The organism is Streptomyces sp. NBC_00414, assembly GCF_036038375.1.
Taxonomy (GTDB): domain Bacteria; phylum Actinomycetota; class Actinomycetes; order Streptomycetales; family Streptomycetaceae; genus Streptomyces.
The window spans coordinates 3,313,067-3,329,352 of sequence record NZ_CP107935.1 but is presented as its reverse complement, the minus strand read 5'-3'; the positions used below and the strand labels follow the sequence as shown (position 1 = coordinate 3,329,352).

The window sequence follows — 16,286 nt, the reverse complement described above, 5'->3', positions numbered from 1 at the left end:
ACACAGCGGACAGAGCCGACAGAGGAGACCCAGGAGATGACTTCCACCCGCCGTACGTTCCTGCTCGCGGCGGCGCTCACGTCGGGCGCCCCGCTCCTCGCGACCGCCTTCCCCGCCCCGGCGCACGCGGCCGACGACGACCCGTACGACACGCTCCGCCGCCGCTGGCTGGAGATCGCCCTCGGCGCCGGATACGACCCGGCCGCCGAGCCGTACGCGTCCCGCCTCGCCGAGACCGGCGAACTGGCCCGCGGCTTCCGGGCGTCCATGACCCCGGCGGCGAACTCGCTGTGGCCCGGCTACCCCTACGACCCGCCCGCCGGCATCACCCAGAGCTACAGCAGGCTGTGGACGATGACACAGGCGTACGTCCAGGAGGGCACCGGGTCCACCGGCGACGCGGGCCTGCTCGCGGACGTCCTGCGCGGCCTCGACCACCTCTCCGCGACCGTCTACAACCCCTCGACCACCCGCTACGGCAACTGGTGGGAGTGGCAGATCGGCAGCCCCCGCCTCCTCATGGACATCGTGGCCGCCCTGTACGGCGAGCTGACGGACACGCGGATCGAGGCCGCCTGCGCCGCCGTCGACCACTTCGTCCCCGACAGCATGCTCGGGGACTACACGGGCACCTCGACCGGCGCCAACCGCGTCGACCTGTGCCGTTCCGTCGCCCTGCGCGGCATCCTCGGCCGCGCCCCCGGGAAGATCGCGCTCGCCCGGGACGCGCTCTCACCGGTCTTCCCCTACGTCACCAAGGGGGACGGGCTCTACGCCGACGGGTCGTTCGTCCAGCACACCTGGGTCGCGTACTCGGGGACGTACGGGCAGGTCATGCTCGACGGGCTGGGCCGTCTCTTCGCACTGCTCGCCGGGTCGCAGTGGGAGGTGAGCGATCCCGGCCGGCAGATCATCCTCGACAGCGTGGAGAAGGCCTACGCGCCGCTGATCCACGACGGGCTGATGATGGACAGCGTCAACGGGCGTGCCATCAGCCGGGGTTACCTCAAGAGCGACGACCGGCAGGTCATGCGCAGCGACCACTTCCACGGGCAGGCGCTGATCGCCGCGATCGCGCTGCTGGCCCAGGGCGCGAGCGCGGCGGAACGCGAACGCTGGCAGGGGAGGATCAAGGGCTGGATCGAGCGGGACACCGTCACCCCGATCCTGACGGCACGGCAGTTCGGGGTGGCCGACCTGGCCCGCCTCCACGCCGTCGCCGGCTCGGCCCTCCCGGCCGCCCCCGAACCGGCCGGTCACCACCTCTTCGCCGCCATGGACAGGTCGGTCCACCGAGGCACCGGGACGGGTTCCGGCGGGGGCCCCGGCTTCACCGCGAACATCGCCATGGCGAGCGAGCGGATCGCGTACTACGAGTGCGGCAACGGCGAGAACCCGCGCGGCTGGCACACGGGTGCCGGAATGCTCCACTGGTGGGCCGGTGGGAGCCCCACCGACCAGTACACGGACTGGTACTGGCCGACCGTCGACTGGTACCGGCTGCCCGGGACGACCGTGTCCACCAAACGGCTCGCCGACCGGGCGGGCGGCGAGTGGGGCGAACCCAGACCCGCGGCGCGCTGGGTCGGCGGCACGACGGACGGGGAGTTCGCGGCCGTCGGACAGCACCTGCTGGGCCTCGGCTCGACCCTCCAGGCCCGCAAGTCGTGGTTCTGCCTCGACGACGCGATCGTCTGCCTCGGCGCGGGCATCACCGCCACGGACGGCGTTCCGGTCGAGACGGTCGTCGACAACAGGAACCTGGGGGAGGGCGGCACGCAGCGCCTCGTACGCGGACCCGGCTGGGCCCACCTGGAGGGGCACGGGGGCTGGGTGCTCCTGGACGGGGCCGAACCGCACACCCTCCGCGACGACCGCACCGGCGCCTGGTCCGACATCAACACCACCAGCACCACCGAACGCCGGACCCGCCGCTGGCAGACGCTCTGGATCGACCACGGCACGGACCCGGTGGACGCCACGTACGCGTACGTCGTGCTGCCCGGGGCCTCGCGCCGCACGGTCGCGGCCCGCGCCGCCGATCGCCACCGGCTGTCGGTCCTCGCCAACGACTCCGGCCGCCAGGCGGTGTCCGTACCGGCCCTGGGGCTGCTCGCGGCCAACTTCTGGCAGCCGGGCACGGCAGGCCCGCTCAGCACCACCGCCCCCGCGAGCGTGCTGGTACGCCGCCGGGGCGGGACCGCGACCCTCTGCGTGAGCGAGCCCCTGCGTACCGGAGAGGTGTTTGAGGTGACCTGGGACCGTCCCGTGCGCGGGGTCGTGCGCGCGGATCCAGGCGTCGAGGTGCTCGCCACCGGACGCCGGCTGAGGCTGCGCGTCACTCCAGGGAAGGTATGCGCGACGATGGAGTGTGAGGTGACTCTCAGTTGAGCGCTTTGTGTGACCCCTACAAGGCAAAGGCCCTCTGAGCAGTCGGATCGCCTGCACGCGGCAAGGGTTCTGTTCAGGGCTACCAGTAAAACGGGCCGGAGACTGTACAGAGTCGACGGCCCGCTTTCCTTGGTGGACTTCGTAAGGTCACTACATGACCGTTTTGGACGAGACCGAATCCTTGGCCGGGGAACCCACGGACGCGCGTGGGCGTGTGGCCGAGCTGCAGGCGATCCGTGCGGAGGCTCTTCGCGGACCCAGCGACAAGGCGACCGCGGCGCAGCACGCCAAGGGCAAGCTGACCTCCCGGGAGCGGATCGAGCTGCTGCTGGACGAAGGCTCGTTCAACGAGGTCGAGCAGCTGCGGCGGCACCGGGCGACGGGCTTCGGCCTGGAGGCCAAGAGGCCCTACACGGACGGTGTCATCACCGGCTGGGGCACGGTCGAGGGCCGCACGGTCTTCGTCTACGCCCACGACTTCCGTATCTTCGGCGGCGCGCTGGGCGAGGCCCACGCCACGAAGATCCACAAGATCATGGACATGGCCATCGCGGCCGGAGCGCCGCTGGTCTCCCTCAACGACGGTGCGGGCGCCCGCATCCAGGAGGGTGTCTCGGCCCTCGCCGGCTACGGCGGCATCTTCCAGCGCAACACCCGCGCCTCCGGCGTCATCCCGCAGATCTCGGTCATGCTCGGCCCGTGCGCGGGCGGCGCGGCCTACAGCCCCGCCCTCACGGACTTCGTGTTCATGGTCCGCGAGACCTCGCAGATGTTCATCACCGGACCGGACGTCGTCAAGGCGGTCACCGGCGAGGAGATCACCCAGAACGGCCTCGGCGGCGCGGACGTCCACGCCGAGACGAGCGGCGTCGCGCACTTCGCGTACGACGACGAGGAGACCTGCATCGCGGAGGTCCGCTACCTCCTGTCGATGCTGCCGCAGAACAACCGCGAGAACCCGCCGACCACCGAGTCCGAGGACCCGGCGGACCGCCGCTCAGACGTGCTCCTGGACCTGGTCCCGGCGGACGGCAGCCGCCCGTACGACATGACGAAGGTCATCGAGGAGCTCGTCGACGACGGCGACTACCTGGAGATCCACGAGCGCTGGGCCCGCAACATCATCTGCGCGCTGGCGCGGCTCGACGGCCAGGTCGTGGGCATCGTCGCCAACCAGCCGCAGGCCCTGGCGGGCGTGCTGGACATCGAGGCGTCGGAAAAAGCGGCGCGTTTCGTCCAGATGTGCGACGCTTTCAACATCCCGATCATCACGCTGCTGGATGTCCCGGGCTTCCTGCCCGGTGTCGACCAGGAGCACGGCGGAATCATCCGCCACGGCGCGAAGCTGCTCTACGCCTACTGCAACGCGACCGTGCCGCGGATCTCCCTGATCCTGCGCAAGGCCTACGGCGGCGCCTACATCGTCATGGACAGCCAGTCCATCGGCGCCGACCTCACCTACGCCTGGCCGACGAACGAGATCGCCGTGATGGGCGCGGAGGGCGCCGCGAACGTCATCTTCCGCCGCCAGATCGCGGACGCGGAGGACCCCGAGGCGATGCGGATCCGCATGGTCAAGGAGTACAAGGCCGAGCTGATGCACCCCTACTACGCGGCTGAGCGCGGCCTGGTCGACGACGTCATCGACCCGGTGGAAACCCGCGAGATCCTCATCCGCTCCCTCGCGATGCTGCGCACGAAGCACGCGGACCTGCCCTCCCGCAAGCACGGAAACCCGCCCCAGTAAGTAACCGGGCGGACCCATCGCGGCAACCCCGCGTACCTCTCTCTCACGGAGACTGACACCTATGGACATTCCTGATATCCGCGTCGAGAAGGGCCACGCCGGCCCCGAGGAACTGGCCGCGGTGACGGCGATCCTCCTGGCCCGCGCGGCCGCCGCCCCGACGGACGCCGCCCCGGCCCACCGAGGCCGCGCAAAGGCAGGCTGGCGCCGCCTGGAGCGCACCCCGGGCTTCCGCGCCCCGCACTCCTGGCAGGGCTGACCCCCAGCTCACCCGATCGCCGGGCCCGCTCCACGAGGAGCGGGCCCGGCGATCGCCGTTTCGCTCAGGGGGAGGGGGTCTGCTTGATGGCCACGAGCAGCGCGGAGAGCCCCTCACGCGGCAGGGCCAGTATTCGACCGGGCTCGTCACTCTCGCGGAGGGCCGCGCCGTCTTCGGTGACGGCGACCTCGACGCAGTTGTTGCCCCCCTCGTCGGAGAACGAGGACTTGACCCAGTTCAGGCCGGACACGTGACACCCCACTTACAGCTCTTTGGCGACGGTGCGGATGAAATCCCTCGACTTGGAGGGAGTCAACGCCACCTGTTCGACCAAGTCCAGTCGTGTTCGGAAGTTGGCGAGCTGTGCGGGGGAGTCGATGAAGACGGCTCCTGCGGGCGAGTCCATCTGCACAGTGTCCAGGTGGCTGTTCGGAGCCTCGGCGTACATGACGGACGAGTCACCGAGCAGCGGGAAGCCCCCGGCCGCGAACGGAATCACCCGCAGCGTGACGTTCGGCCGGTCGCCGGCTTCAAGAAGGTACTGCAGCTGCGCACGGGCAACGCCGCGTCCTCCGAGCTGCATTCTGACCGCGGCCTCGTGAATCACGCCCGTGTAGGGGATCGGGTGGTCTCCGGTAACCACCGCCTGACGGGCGATGCGGTGCGCGACTCGTAGCTCGACCTCCAGACGCGGCAGGGGTGGCGCCGGAAGCTCGAAGATGGCGCGTGCGTGGTCCTCGGTGTGGAACAGGCCCGGCAGATGGGCGATTTGAACCGTACGCAGGCGCGTGGCGTAGTTTTCGAGCGCGGAGACATCGAGGAAGCTCGGCGGAATCTTGCCTCGGTACTCCTCCCACCAACCGGACTTGCGTCCGCCGGTCAGTTCGACCAGAGCATCTACGAGCGCGAGGTCATCACACTCGTAGATGCTGACGAGCCGTCGAAGGCGTTCTTCGCTGATGCCGAACCGGCCCGCCTCTACATTGGAGATGACTGTGCGGTCGGTACCGAGGTGCTCCGCCGCCGTCGGGGCGGACATGCCCGTCGCTTCGCGGAGCCGCCGCAGCTCGGTGCCGAAGCGGCGTTGAAGGATGGTTGGTGCCTGTCGCGGTGCCATGGAATCTCTCCTCGTTCGCGCACAGTGTGCCGACGCGAATGCCCGCGGTCCAGTCGCTCGCAGACCTAACCCTTATGAGTGACTAGGTAGCACCGTTATGCGTTCGTCCCTTACCGTCGGACGCGTGCCATTCACGATCCACCGCGACCGCGCACCTCGGAGCTGCCACATGAACACCGAACAGAACCACCCCGGCCCGGCCTCCTCTCTCCTCCCCGCCCTCGACCCACTGTCAGGGACCCCGCACCCACCGCCGCTGCCCTTCACGGCTCCGTGGTGCTACGAGCTGCACTTCCCCCGTGACCCCAGAGGGCCAGGGATCGCCCGAGTCACCCTCCGGGCAGTCCTCGACGCCCACGGCCTCACCCCGCTCGTGGACCGCGCGGAGCTGCTCGCCTCGGAGCTGGCGACCAACTCCGTCCGGCACACGCAGGGCCCCGCATCTGTACGGCTCCAGTGGCTGTGCCCCGTACTGCGGGTCAGCGTCTGGGACATGAGCCCGGACCTGCCTCCGGCACCGGGCTCCCGGCGGACGGACATCGCGGCGCACGCGGAGGCCGGACGCGGGCTGCTCATCCTCGACACGGTGGCCGACCGGTGGGGCGGATGCGCCATAGGAGAAGGAAAGTTCGGGCCGGGCGGTAAGACGATCTGGTTCGAGCTGAGCCTGCCTGCTGCGCCGCCGCCGGTGGGCTCCACGCTCGCTGCTTGATGGTGACCGGTTCCGCCGTGCGTTGGGCGTCAGCTGATGCTGACGTCCACGCCTGGCAGATATAGAGCGGTGATGGGCTGATCGTCGGGGGTGCGGCAATGGGCGATCTCGACCGACTCCAGGGAGTCGAGACCGTTGAGTGCGGCAGCGTCGCCGGACATGATGCAGTTACGAACGGTGAGTTGTTGCAGCGAAGAGGGTAGGCGCTTACTCACCGTCAGCCAGGTGCTCAAGTCGAAGCGGCTGAACGTTAAGCTCTCAAGTCCGGACATGGTGGCTAGTCCGATACGGGCGTGCAGCGTGCAGGTGCTGTGGCCGGACAGGTAGAGGTACGAGATGCCGGAGTAGCCGTGCAACATCCTTAGATCGGTGGTTTCGCTCACCCCGAACAAGCTGATGCCTGACACGGCTTGGCCAAGTCGTAGACCTTCGATGTGCGCCGTACCACCGAGTCCGAGACGCAGGTGCGTAAGATTCTGCAGATTCTCCAACGTTTCGAGGCGCTGCAGCTGTCCTTGCCACCCCATAATCGTGAGGTCGCGCAGTTCTGGATGAACCGCGAGGACCGAGATGTCACCCTCGCTGGTGAGGGATTCCACCCAGAGGCGATCAAGGTGTGGGAACTGTTCCACGGCGGCGAGCTCTGCGAGCGGATAATCAATCGACAGGTTGGTGATCGAAGGCAGTCGAGTCGCGGCTACCCGCTGGCCGCCGTGCGTGAGGCTGACGACGCGTCCCTTAAGTGGTAGTGATGCCAGGACCCGGTCCGCATAGGCGTCCGCATCGAAGTATGCCCAAGCCCTGATGAGTTCGGCGAGAGTGTCCTCGCGTTTGTCATCCACATACCCCGCCAGCAGCGACAACGCCTCCTCACCCCCGATCAGCGCCACCGTCCGCACAGTCTGCACCGCGGCCTTCTCCGTCAGCTCCGTCAGCGAGCGAGGCAGCCTTCGCAGGAGGCTCGTCCCCACCGCCGCGAGTGCGGGCGGGTCGGTCTCCCGCCGAGCCGGCAGCAGCGCCGACACCGCCTCGTCCAGGCGCTTGGCCAACTCGTCCGAGATCGACGGCAGCGTTTCCTGGCAGCCAGCCGCCAGCAGCCGCAATACTCGCGCGTGCCGGGGTTCCCGCTCTGCCCGGTCGAGGATGCCGCCCAGGAGTTCCTCCTGCTGGCGGGTGTTGGCGTGGCCGGCGGCCATGATGATCGTCTCGCGCCACAGGTCGAGATGAGCACGCTCGACAAGGTTGCCTATGCGGTCCTCCTCCGCGGCCTCCTCAGCGGCCAGGTACTCCTGGAACGTCCGGTGCACGAAGTCCAGGCGCCCCTGCGCGGGGTCGCGGAGTAGCCCGGAGCGCTCCAGAAGCTGCCCGAGGACCGCACGGCTGTCCTGGACGTCCAGGTGCCTCATCGCCGTGAGCTTTCTGCCGACGTGGACAGCGGCCTGCTCCACGCTGATCTCGCTGCGGTTGTTGTCCGACAGCCGCCAGGCCAGATCCCGGAGTATGACCAGCTTGTCGCCGAGACTGAGCTTGCTGTCGACGGCGCTCGGGACGTTGCGTTCCGTGTCACGGTCGTGGACGAGCGTGTCCAGAGCGTTCTTGTACAGCTCCATCCGGTCGCGCGGGAGCTGACTGCCACGGTTCAGATGCATGGCGCAGAGCATGGCCGCGAGCAACGGGGTGCCCGCAAGGGAGGGGAGGTGCGGCCGGTCCTTGAGGCTGTTCAGCAGGGACTGCTCGTAGCGGGGGAGTTCGTCCACGGCGCAGGGCAGGTCGTCGCCCAGCTCGCGTACGGCCTGGTGCCATCGCCGTACGAAGGCGGCCAGGTCCGGTGGTGTCATACGGTCGAGGTGGAGGGTCGTGAAGTCCTCCGACCGCAGCCAGTCCACGCTGGCCGCGGTCGGGCGCGAGGTGACCACGACCCGAATATCGCCGTACGTCCCGAGCAGCCTGCGCAGCCACTCCCGTACCGAGCGTCGCTCCTTGCCCTGCAGCTCGTCCACGCCGTCCACCAGCAGCAGGACCTTGCCGTCGGCAAGCTGCCGCTCCACCCAAGCTTTTGGCATGACCCCGGTGATGGTTCCGGCGACCCCGTCCAGCAACTCCTCGGGCTTCTTCGGCAGCGGACGGCCGCTGTACTCGCGCAGCTTGACGAACACGGGTGTGAGCCCGTTCCAGTCGGCCAGTTCGGTGGTGAAGGCGCCGCGTGCCGCCGTGATGGCCAGCCATCGCAGCAGCGTCGTCTTGCCCGAACCCGCTTCGCCTCGCAGCAACACCCGCGACGCTCCGCCGAGCGCGGCCTCGACCCGCATGCCCGAACTCTCCGTGCCGGGCTCCTCCCAGTCGCTCATGTCGGGTCGGAGCAAAAGGGATGAGCGGCGGCCGGTACGGCGCGTGCCGCCGTCTCCCGTGGTCCGCAGACTGACGTACGCCACAGACAGCCGGACCCGCGCCGCCGCGCGATCGGACGTGCGGCGGAACAACTCCACCTCGTCGAGGTTGTTGCTGACCAGGTCCATGTACAGACGACGGAAGCCCGCGTCCTGGTCGGTGCCCTCTGGTGCGAACAACGAACGGTCGGGCAGTCGCTCCAGGATGCGCGCCACATCGGTGCCCAGTGACGTGGCGCGTTCCAGCAGTTCGGTGAGCGCCCTCTCCTCGAACACCGGCAGACTCCGCACGATGCTGACGTAGTACTGGCAGCATTCGGTGAAGAGCAGCCGGTAGAACTGCTCCTCCGCCTCGTTGAGGCCGACCGGTGTCGGCACCGTCCGGGTGATCCGGCGGATCAGTTCCGCCGGGTTGGCGTCGGCGGCGAGGACTGCCTCGTCCGACAGGTCCGCCGCTGCGAAGGTGTCGCACACCCCGTTGATCGCCGCTTCCCGGCCGCTCTCGTCCAGCCCCCGGAACTCGCGGACCAGGAAAGGCTCCATGCGAGCGGCCGCCGCGTCTGCCATCTCCTCGAACTGTCTGCTGACACTGCGCTGGAGCCGCAAGCCGGGCACTCGCACCCGTACCAGCTCATCCAGGGACAGCCGACGCTCCTGTTCCCGCCGCTTGCCGCCCAGCCACATCTGGGCCGCCGTGTTCGCCACGGTCGTTCCCAGCCGTAATGCCGCCACCTCTGCGCCGCTCATCCCCGCCCCCTGCCAGACCAACGAGCGTCAATTGTGGCAGGGGCAACGACAAAGGGTGGCTACTCCATGAGGAGTAACCACCCTTCAGGCAATAGATATGCCGAGTGCGCGCGAGCGCTAGCGCAGGCGCGCCATCAAGGCGTGCTCCACCAGCGTGATCAGCGCCGACTTCGCGTCCGCCCGGTGGCGGGCGTCCGTCGTGATGATCGGGGTGTCGGGGCCGATCTGCAAAGCCTCCCGGACCTCGTCCGGGTTGTACGGCTGGCTGCCGTCGAAGCCGTTGAGGGCGATGACGAACGGCAGTCCGCTGTTCTCGAAGTAGTCGACCGCCGGGAAGCAGTCGGCGAGACGGCGGGTGTCCACGAGGACGATCGCGCCGATCGCGCCGCGTACGAGGTCGTCCCACATGAACCAGAAGCGGTCCTGACCGGGTGTACCGAAGAGGTACAGGATCAGGTCCTGGTCCAGGGTGATACGGCCGAAGTCCATGGCCACCGTGGTGGTGGTCTTGTCCCCGGTGTGGGTGAGGTCGTCGATGCCCGCCGAAGCGGACGTCATCACGGCCTCCGTGCGCAGCGGGTTGATCTCCGAGACGGCCCCGACGAACGTGGTCTTGCCCACGCCGAAGCCGCCCGCCACCACGATCTTCGCGGACGTGGTGGAGCGGGAAGGCCCTCCGCTAGAGCTTGCGAAGTCCACTGAGCACCCTTTCGAGCAAAGTCACGTCTGGCTGACCGCCGGCGTTCTCGTCGCCGCCGGGCTGATGAATGGCGACCAGGCCCGCTTCCGCCAAGTCGGCGACGAGGATCCTGGCCACACCGAGAGGGATCGTCAGCAGGGCCGAGATTTCGGCCACCGACTTGATCTCCCGGCAGAGGTTGCAGATGCGCTGATGCTCGGGCAGCTGCCCCTGCATCTGGTGCGGCTGCGCGGTGGTGTGCACCAGCGCCTCGATGGCGAGCTGGTATCGCGGCCTGGTACGGCCGCCCGTCATGGCGTAGGGGCGTACCAGCGGATTGCTGGCGCTTCCCGCGGGGGACGGTTCGGGCGAGCGCCGTTGCGGCTGCACGGGCTGGATGCGCGGCGCCGACGGCTGGTCGTACGGTGAAGGACCCGGACCCTGGGGAGAGTACGGCTGCTGGCGTCGCGGGCTCGGTGCGGAGGGGAAGTTGTACCGGTTCGGCGAACCGTCGCCGCCCTGGCCCTGGCCGGGGCCGTAGGACCAGTTGCCCGAAGACGAACCGCCTGGGGGTGTTGCCACTTTCTCCTCCTCCGAATGTGCCGGGCCCGTCAATGTGGAGCCGCGTCCCGAAACCTTACGGCCACGGGACGCCAAAACGCATCGCTTGTCTGCTAGTTGAGAAGGCTCCCCTGAAGCTCAGCACGCAGATCCGGCGTGAGGACCGTACCGGCACGATCGACCAGAAGGGCCATCTCGTACCCAACGAGACCGATGTCCGCTTCCGGATGTGCGAGAACGGCGAGGGAGGATCCGTCGGAAATGGACATGATGAACAGGAATCCCCGCTCCATCTCCACAACCGTCTGATTCACGCTCCCGCCCTCGAAGATGCGGGACGCGCCCGCGGTCAGTGAGGTCAGGCCCGACGCGACGGCCGCCAACTGGTCGGCACGGTCACGCGGGAACCCTTCGGACATCGCCAGAAGGAGTCCGTCGGCGGAGACCACCACGGTGTGGGACACCCCGGGGGTGTTGTCCACGAAGTTGGTGATCAACCAGTTCAGGTTCTGTGCCGCCTGGCTCATCGGGCTCACACTAACGCTCCTGGTTGTAGGTGCTGTCAGAGCCGAAGCCCTGACCGTTCGTATCGCTGGTTGCATCACGTCCCCGCTGTACGCCCCGTCGCAGGTTGCTCAGCCTGCCCCGGACGTCCTCGGGAGCGCGGGAGACCTGGGGGCCGCCCTGTGGGGTCGATTCCGCGGTGCCCTCGACCAGGTTGGCCTTGGGTACCCGCCGTGGCAGGCCGGAGGAGGTGACCCCGCCCGCCTTGGGCTGCTTCAGCGCTTCGGCGCGGTGCCACATCTGGTCGTTGTTCGACCGCCAGTCGCCCTTGCCGCCGGTGCCGTTGCCGCTGTTTCCGTTGGTGTCGTTGTTGGCGAAGGGAGCCGGCGACGACTCCTGGCCCGTGGACTGCTTGCCGACCGCGGTGGCTCCGCGGCGGGGAAGTCCGGCTTCGGTGGTGCCGCGGCGCGGAAGTCCCGCGTCGGTCAGCTCGGGGGCGCTGGAGGGGACCGGTCCCGGAGCATCGAAGCCTACGCGGTCCTGCGCCGCCGCCTCAGCGTTCTGCGGGGACTCCGCTTCGGGAGCGTACTCGGCCGGATAGCCGTTCTGGTACGACTCCTGCTGCGGCCAGTCGTCCTGGTAGGACTGCTCCTGGTAGGGCGAGAACGTGTCCTGCCCGGCCGCCTGGACGGGCAGGTGCTCGTCCTGTGCCTGCTCCGCATAGGCGGGTTCCGGGTACCCGCCGACCGGCGGGAAGTACGTCTCGTCGTACGACGTCTGCTGCTGCTCCTCGTACGGAGTCTGCGGGGTCTCCGGGTCGTACGCGGGCGTCTCGGCGTACGGGGCCGCGCCGTTGTCGAACGCGGCCTGCCCGTTCTCGTAGCCCTGGCCGCCGTTGTCGTAGGCCTGCTGGGGGTCGAACTCGCCCTGGAAGGACGGCGCCTCGCCCTCGGGGCCCTGCGTCTGGGCCTCCAGGGCCGCGCGGCGCTCCTCACGCATGAGGGAGCGGCCCACCGGGTCCAGCTCGCGTATGTCGTCCGGGACCTCGGGGTTGTAGCGGCTGTCGTCGAAGCCCAGTTCGGCGGCCGTGCGCAGGGGCGTCTGGGGGCTCTGGAACTCCTCGCCCTGGAACGGCGGCTGCTGCTGCGGCTGCTCGTGCTCCGGGATGATCTGCGAGACCGTGAAGTCGTCGCGCTGCACCTGGTAGTCGCCGCCGCCACCGTGGGTGATCGCGTCGGGGAGCATGACGAGCGAGGTCGTGCCGGCCTGCTCGCCCGAGGGGCGCAGCTGGACGCGGATGCCGTGCCGGTCGGACAGCCGGCCGACCACGAAGAGGCCCATGCGCTGCGAGATCGCGGCGTCCACGGTCGGCGGGTTGGCCAGCTTGTGGTTGATGTCCGCGAAGTCCTCGGCGGTGAGGCCGATGCCCTTGTCGTGGATCTCGACCATGATGCGGCCGTCCGGCAGCCGGGTCGCGGTGACGCGGACCTTGGTCTGCGGGGAGGAGAACGTGGTGGCGTTCTCAAGGAGCTCGGCGAGCAGGTGCACGAGGTCGGTCACGGCGCGGCCGTGGATCTCGGCCTCCGGGACACCGGACAGCTCGATGCGCTCGTACTGCTCCACCTCGGAGGAGGCGGCGCGCAGCACGTCGACCAGCGGGACCGGCTGGTCCCAGCGGCGGCCCGGCTCCTCACCGGCGAGGACCAGGAGGTTCTCGCCGTTGCGGCGCATACGGGTGGCCAGGTGGTCCAGGCGGAAGAGGTTCTCCAGCTGGTCCGGGTCGGCCTCGTTGTTCTCCAGGTCGGTGATGAGGGTCAGCTGGCCCTCGATCAGGGACTGGTTGCGGCGCGACAGGTTGGTGAAGATCGCGTTGATGTTGCCTCGCAGGAGGGCCTGCTCGGCGGCCAGTCGTACGGCCTCGCGGTGGACCTGGTCGAAGGCACGGGCGACCTCGCCGATCTCGTCCGTGGTGTTGATCGGGATGGGCTGGACGCGGGTGTCCACCCGGCCCGGGTCGGTGCGCGAGAGCTGGTCGACCAGCATCGGCAGGCGCTGCTCGGCCACACCGAAGGCGGCGTTGCGCAGCTGGCGCATCGCGCGGCTCATCTGGCGGGCCACCATGCCGGCCAGGATGAACGCGGCGAGCAGCGCGATGACGACGGCGGCACCGGTGATGAAGGCGTCCCGCTTGGCGTCGGAGGCGATGGTCGAGGCCTCGCTCACGGCCTTGTCCCCGAGGTCCGCCTCGATGGTGCGGTAGGCGTTGTACTTGGCGGTGTTGACCGCCCACCAGTTCTGGGCCGTGATGCCCTTGTCGGCGAGCGCGACGCGGGCGCCGGCGTCCGTCGTCGTGAGGCCGCCGATACCGCTGACCATGGCGGTCTCGCCGGACGGCGGCGGGACATAGGTCCGCCCGGCGGCCTGGGCGGCCTCCGCGGCCTCCTTGGCCTGGGCCGCGCCGTCGGTCTGGATCTGCTTCTTGGCCTGCTCCAGCTTGGCGGCGTCGCTGTCGGTACCACCGCCGATGTACTCCTCGATGGCGATGCCTTCGAGGTAGGCGTACGAGGTGAGCGCGACGCGCTGCTTGGCCAGGCTCTCGTCGGACGGCCCCGGCTTGATCAGCAGATGCGTGCCGATGGAGCGCTGGAGCGAGAGAGCGGCCTTGGAGAGGGAGATCGCGTAGACCGTACGGCCGTAGCTGGTGATGTTTCCGGTGCCCAGACCGAGTTCGTTGGCGAACTCCATCAGCGGGTGCTGGATGTTGACGTAGCCCTCTTCGGTCTCCACACCCTTGAGCTTCGAGGTGTAGGCGGCCGCGCGCAGCGCGGCGAGCTTGGGCTCCTGCTTGCGGAAGATTCCGAGGCGGCGTTCGAGACCGGGCTTGGCCGGCATGCTCTTCGCGGCCTCGTTGAAGGCGACGGCCGCGGCGTCCGTCTCACGACGGGCCTTGACGACGGTCGCGTCCTTCGCGCCCTTCCCCTCCAGGAGGGGAGCGGCCGTGATGTCACGCTCGGAGTACAGCTTGTCGCCGTAGGTCAGGGCGGCGCGGACCAGGCGCGCGGTGTTCTGCGCGTCCTCGGCCTCCTGCCAGGTGTCGATCGAACTCTTCACCTGGAAGCCGCCCATGACGAGGCCGACCACCACGGGTATGAGCAGGATCGCGTTCAGCCTGGTCGGTACTCGCCAGTTGCGCGGAGAGAAACGGCCCCCGCTGGGCGGGGGTGCGGCCGTCGGCTCCGAGCCGGGCACATGTGCGGGAGCCGCTCCGCGCGGCGGCGGGGTGAAGTTGCCCCGTGCCGACGGCTCGGGACCGTTCTTGCTTCGCCTCACTCGACCAACAACCTCTCGGCTCGGCACCTTCGTCGTGCCGCGTGTGTCTTTCCGGCCCTTACTACTGGGCAGTTCTGGCATTCCAGCACGTCAGTGTGTGCTCGTCCAAACACTCGGAACCGAAGATTCCGGGTGATGTAGGCTGCAGATAAAACGGTCATAAAGAACGAGCCCCGCCAAAAGGCGGGGCTTTTGTGAGCACAGCGGCATCAGACGACCGCGACGCGTGGCGGCACCACTCGATATCTCTGTCGAAACGTTATGAACACTGAGGCCGACCGTGTCAAACGACACAGCCGGCTCCAATGCGTCTACGACAACTTGCGTACGGTGTTGCCGACTTGAATGGCAGGACATGGTCCTCCGGGCGGGCCCTACCGCAGGCGCGCCATCAAGGCGTGCTCGACCAGCGTGATCAGAGCACTCTTGGCGTCCGAACGATGGCGGGCGTCCGTCGTGATGATCGGGGCGTCGGGCCCGATCTGCAGAGCCTCGCGAACCTCTTCGGGAGTGTAGGGCTGGTGTCCGTCGAAGCCGTTGAGGGCGATGACGAACGGCAGTCCGCTGTTCTCGAAGTAGTCGACCGCCGGGAAGCAGTCGGCCAGGCGGCGGGTGTCGACCAGCACGACGGCGCCGATCGCGCCGCGTACGAGGTCGTCCCACATGAACCAGAAGCGGTCCTGACCGGGTGTACCGAAGAGGTACAGGATCAGGTCCTGGTCCAGGGTGATACGGCCGAAGTCCATGGCCACCGTGGTGGTGGTCTTGTCCCCGGTGTGGGTGAGGTCGTCGATGCCGGCCGAAGCGGACGTCATCACGGCCTCGGTGCGCAGCGGGTTGATCTCCGAGACGGCACCCACGAACGTGGTCTTGCCGACGCCGAAGCCACCCGCCACAACGATCTTCGCGGAGGTGGTCGCCCGCCCTCCGTCAGAGCTTGCGAAGTCCACTGAGCACCCTTTCGAGCAGTGTCACGGCCGGGGCGCCACCATTGCTTTCGTCGCCACCCGGCTGGTGGATGGCGACGAGCCCGGCTTCCGCGAGGTCCGCGACAAGAATCCGTGCCACGCCCAGGGGCATGGAGAGCAGAGCCGACACCTCGGCCACCGACTTCACTTCACGGCAGAGGTGGCAGATCCGCTGGTGCTCGGGGAGCAGCCCCATGAGCGCTGCCGGATCGGCCGTGGTGCTGATCAGTGCCTCTATGGCGAGCTGGTAGCGCGGCCGGGTCCGGCCGCCGGTCATCGCGTACGGACGTACCAGCGGCTGGTCGCCCTCATCCTCGTACGAATGAGCGTACGGATCATGAGAAGCGGTGGGCGGGGTCATGGATCCTCCGGGCGGGACAGCAAGTCGGTCAGTCGTGCCGTCTGACGGGGCCGGTGGGGGGAGGGCGGCCGGACGGTTTTTCCTACATTCGGTAGAACCTTGCTAGTGGAGCAGGCTGCCCTGGAGCTCTGCCCGCAGATCCGGTGTGAGCACTGCGCCCGCACGGTCCACAAGCAGAGCCATCTCGTATCCGACGAGGCCGATGTCGCAGTCCGGGTGGGACAGGACCGCGAGGGACGACCCATCCGAAATGGACATCAGGAAAAGGAAACCCCGTTCCATCTCTACGACGGTCTGGGCCACCGTGCCGCCCTCGAAGATGCGTGAGGCGCCGGCGGTCAAGGACGTGAGTCCGGAGGCAACGGCCGCGAGCTGGTCGGCGCGGTCGCGCGGGAAGCCCTCGGACATTGCCAGAAGGAGTCCGTCGGCTGAAACGACGACGGTGTGGGACACCCCGGGGGTGTTGTCAACGAAGTTGGTGATCAACCAGTTGAGGTTCTGTGCCGCCTGGCTCATCTGGCTC

General features: G+C 68.6%; 14 protein-coding genes. 4 read left to right on the top strand and 10 right to left on the bottom strand.

The window, feature by feature from the left end:
- Positions 1-36: 36 nt before the first annotated feature.
- From OHS59_RS14155 to OHS59_RS14145, 3 genes are all read left to right on the top strand, one after another.
- A complete protein-coding gene (locus tag OHS59_RS14155; RefSeq protein ID WP_328493753.1) occupies positions 37-2,391 on the top strand; it encodes a polysaccharide lyase 8 family protein in 2,355 nt (784 codons plus the stop codon).
- 154 nt (positions 2,392-2,545) lie between these two features.
- Positions 2,546-4,138, top strand: a complete 1,593-nt coding sequence (locus OHS59_RS14150) for an acyl-CoA carboxylase subunit beta (RefSeq protein WP_328493752.1) — start codon at positions 2,546-2,548, stop codon at positions 4,136-4,138.
- Positions 4,139-4,199: 61 nt separating this feature from the next.
- Positions 4,200-4,397: an acyl-CoA carboxylase subunit epsilon gene (locus OHS59_RS14145; protein ID WP_328493751.1), complete on the top strand. Its 198-nt coding sequence runs from the start codon at positions 4,200-4,202 to the stop codon at positions 4,395-4,397.
- A gap of 64 nt (positions 4,398-4,461) precedes the next feature.
- On the opposite strand, the gene OHS59_RS14140 is transcribed toward OHS59_RS14145, so the two are convergent.
- Entirely contained in the window at positions 4,462-4,647 is a 186-nt protein-coding gene (locus tag OHS59_RS14140; RefSeq protein ID WP_328493750.1) for a DUF397 domain-containing protein, read from the bottom strand.
- Positions 4,648-4,659: 12 nt separating this feature from the next.
- A complete protein-coding gene (locus tag OHS59_RS14135) occupies positions 4,660-5,514 on the bottom strand; it encodes a helix-turn-helix domain-containing protein (RefSeq protein WP_328493749.1) in 855 nt (284 codons plus the stop codon).
- 169 nt (positions 5,515-5,683) lie between these two features.
- Between OHS59_RS14135 and OHS59_RS14130 the strand changes: the two genes are divergently transcribed.
- Entirely contained in the window at positions 5,684-6,226 is a 543-nt protein-coding gene (locus OHS59_RS14130) for an ATP-binding protein (RefSeq protein WP_328493748.1), read from the top strand.
- A gap of 29 nt (positions 6,227-6,255) precedes the next feature.
- On the opposite strand, the gene OHS59_RS14125 is transcribed toward OHS59_RS14130, so the two are convergent.
- The 8 genes from OHS59_RS14125 to OHS59_RS14090 all read right to left on the bottom strand — a co-directional run bounded on the left by OHS59_RS14125 (position 6,256) and on the right by OHS59_RS14090 (position 16,279).
- Positions 6,256-9,360 (bottom strand): NACHT domain-containing protein, encoded by a 3,105-nt coding sequence (locus OHS59_RS14125; RefSeq protein ID WP_328493747.1) that lies wholly within the window; start codon positions 9,358-9,360, stop codon positions 6,256-6,258.
- Positions 9,361-9,477: 117 nt separating this feature from the next.
- Positions 9,478-10,059: a GTP-binding protein gene (locus OHS59_RS14120; RefSeq protein WP_006375305.1), complete on the bottom strand. Its 582-nt coding sequence runs from the start codon at positions 10,057-10,059 to the stop codon at positions 9,478-9,480.
- Positions 10,040-10,621, bottom strand: coding sequence for a DUF742 domain-containing protein (locus tag OHS59_RS14115; protein ID WP_267027418.1), 582 nt, complete (start codon positions 10,619-10,621; stop codon positions 10,040-10,042). The genes OHS59_RS14120 and OHS59_RS14115 overlap by 20 nt, the downstream gene beginning before the upstream one ends.
- A gap of 92 nt (positions 10,622-10,713) precedes the next feature.
- Positions 10,714-11,127 (bottom strand): roadblock/LC7 domain-containing protein, encoded by a 414-nt coding sequence (locus OHS59_RS14110; RefSeq protein ID WP_033321188.1) that lies wholly within the window; start codon positions 11,125-11,127, stop codon positions 10,714-10,716.
- 10 nt (positions 11,128-11,137) lie between these two features.
- Complete coding sequence (locus OHS59_RS14105; RefSeq protein ID WP_328493746.1) at positions 11,138-14,434, bottom strand: sensor histidine kinase; 3,297 nt, start codon at positions 14,432-14,434, stop codon at positions 11,138-11,140.
- A 374-nt stretch (positions 14,435-14,808) separates the two neighbouring features.
- Positions 14,809-15,384 (bottom strand): GTP-binding protein, encoded by a 576-nt coding sequence (locus OHS59_RS14100; RefSeq protein ID WP_055520027.1) that lies wholly within the window; start codon positions 15,382-15,384, stop codon positions 14,809-14,811.
- On the bottom strand, positions 15,365-15,763 hold the full coding sequence (locus OHS59_RS14095; protein WP_055520025.1) for a DUF742 domain-containing protein: 399 nt from the start codon (positions 15,761-15,763) through the stop codon (positions 15,365-15,367). Before OHS59_RS14095 ends, OHS59_RS14100 begins: the two co-directional genes overlap by 20 nt.
- A 102-nt stretch (positions 15,764-15,865) precedes the next feature.
- Complete coding sequence (locus tag OHS59_RS14090; protein ID WP_055520031.1) at positions 15,866-16,279, bottom strand: roadblock/LC7 domain-containing protein; 414 nt, start codon at positions 16,277-16,279, stop codon at positions 15,866-15,868.
- Positions 16,280-16,286: the final 7 nt, after the last annotated feature.